The sequence below is a fragment of the Comamonas sp. genome (genome assembly GCF_009360615.1).
Lineage (GTDB): Bacteria > Pseudomonadota > Gammaproteobacteria > Burkholderiales > Burkholderiaceae_C > Comamonas.
On record NZ_SPEY01000010.1, the window covers coordinates 1 to 2,134 of the forward strand.

Sequence of the window (2,134 nt, forward strand, 5' to 3'; positions counted from 1 at the left end):
AGTCGTCCACGTCGGTGTCCACCAGGTCGGCGCTGGCGATATGGCGCATGTGCAGCGTGCCGCTCATGCGCTCGAATACCAGGATCTGGCCGATGGCGTCGTCCTGGCCCATGGCATTGACGCAGGCGCCGAGCTGGTGCTCGAAGTCTGGCGTGCGCGAGATGAGGTCGGGGAACATGAGGTTGCTCCTATGAAAATGGATCAGCCCGGTTCCGGGAGGGAGACGGGCCGGTATGGGGGAGAACAAAGAGGAAGGATGTTGCGTCGAGCGGCTGCTAGGATTCGGCCAACGGCAGGCCCAACAGCACGGGTGCGTCGGCGTCGAGAATCAGGATGCGCACATCGGCCTGGCCAGCCAGTTCAATGACGTTCGCCAGGTCATCCGGCATACCCTTGCTTCGGTGCTCCTGGCGAAGCTGCTCCGCACTGATGCCCTCGGCGTGGTCCAGGTTCTTGTCCGTCCAGGGGGTGGAGATCAGCTTGATGCCGATCGCCGGGCTGTACGGAACCCGGAACGCGATGAACAGGAAGGCCTCCGGCGTGGCGAGGTCTGCCAGGTTGGCGAGGTATTGGCTGGTTTCCTCGCTTATGTGCGCGCTGCTGATTTCCCAGCACCGGCTGTAATAGCCGGTCTCGAAACTCAGGCGCTGTACGACCTCCCGCGCTGCCTCTGCCGAATAGGCGTCGCCGACGTGGATGGGGCGGCCGTCGAAGTCATCGCCATGGATGGCATAGACCACGGCGCCGATTACGCCTTCGCCGCTGACACCTTCTCCGGCATCGCATTCGGCCAGTACCTCGGCACTCACGGGTTCGGGACCATTCCTGACTACGGCGAAATCGCTGGTGACGATGCACGAGGATGAAATCATTTCCTCGTCGGAAAGGTGCTTTTGGCTCGGGTGGATGATTCGCCAGACATGCGGGCTTCCATCCTCGTAGCTGATGCACAGCGTGCGGACGATTTTCAGATTCCAGTATCCGCGGAGAAAGGGATTGGGTTTCAGGGACATGGGAACTCTCCAGATTTGAATAATGGAGCCAATCCCCGCCACCGGGAATTGGACCCGGTGGGTTGAAAGTGGAAAATGCGTCAGTCGGCGCTGATCGTTGACGTCTGAGCCAGCCGTTCGGCGATGCGATGGCGCACATTTAGGCGAAATTGCTCATCGGTGATGCCGGCAAGCAGGTTGGCGGCCTCCAGCGCGATCAACGCTGAGGCCTCTTCGATGTCGGCGGCCAGGATGGTGTTGCGCAGTTGATCGCCGAGTTGAAGCGCCTGCGAGGACGTTCTGAAGACCTGGACCTCGCGGCTCAGGTAGCAGCCGTTGCCGCCGAACTCGAATAGCCTTGGCTTGCTGCAATACCAGCAGCCCTCAAACTGTATGGCGGTCAGGTTATGGCCATCATCGAAGCGGGTAGCGATCAGAAGCAGGGCTTCCAGGTCCGCGCTGTCCTCGAAGTGGTGGTGCTCTATCAGGTTCTCCAGCTCCCCGTCCTGGTCAGCACCGAAGTGCGCGGCCAGCCGTTCAAGCAGAGGCGGAATCGACAACTCTTCGTCGTCGGGCATGGGGATTCCGAGTTGTGTGGCCAGGTTTTCCAGACCGTCCAGCACATCTGTCCAGCGTGGATCATTGGTCTCGGCGATCTGGGCGATGTAGGCCTGCCCATTGCCGGGATGGTTTTCGTCGAGCGCGAAGGCATCGAACAGTGCCTTGATGACGGGAGTAACGCGGTCGAGCACGAGAACGCCCGTGCCTTCGTAGTAGTTGTTTGCCATGCTGGCTCCTTTCGAGAAGAGCGGAGCCAGCCCCTGCGGACGATGGCATCCGCAGGGAATAGCCCAGGGCCGTTGGCGCCGGGCGATGGGGAAGAAAAATTGAGGGACATGGCCTTATGAGCGCATGTCCCTCACGGGAGGATCGAGAAGACAGTGGCGTGCCGGAGACCGACTCACCAACCGCTGTAGTTCACCAGCAGGTCGGCGATGACCTTGCGGCGTTCCAGATCGAGACCGTCGAAGTCCGACAGCCCGTGGAAGTGGCAGCGCTTGAGCATGGCACCGCCCTCGCGCGCGTTGTAGAAGCTGACCATGGCGGACAGGAACATGCGTTCGCCGCTGCTCAGGACACCG

2 protein-coding genes and 2 pseudogenes are annotated in these 2,134 nt (G+C 61.2%); all 4 read right to left on the bottom strand.

The window, feature by feature from the left end; all coding sequences use genetic code 11:
* Window positions 1-178, bottom strand: a pseudogene (locus E2583_RS02145) (uridylate kinase); the annotation flags it as partial.
* 97 nt (window positions 179-275) lie between these two features.
* Window positions 276-1,013, bottom strand: a complete 738-nt coding sequence (locus E2583_RS02150; RefSeq protein ID WP_009459707.1) for a hypothetical protein — start codon at window positions 1,011-1,013, stop codon at window positions 276-278.
* Between the two features lie 80 nt (window positions 1,014-1,093).
* Window positions 1,094-1,780: a hypothetical protein gene (locus E2583_RS02155; RefSeq protein ID WP_009459708.1), complete on the bottom strand. Its 687-nt coding sequence runs from the start codon at window positions 1,778-1,780 to the stop codon at window positions 1,094-1,096.
* A 173-nt stretch (window positions 1,781-1,953) separates the two neighbouring features.
* Window positions 1,954-2,134: pseudogene (locus tag E2583_RS02160) on the bottom strand (hypothetical protein); the annotation flags it as partial.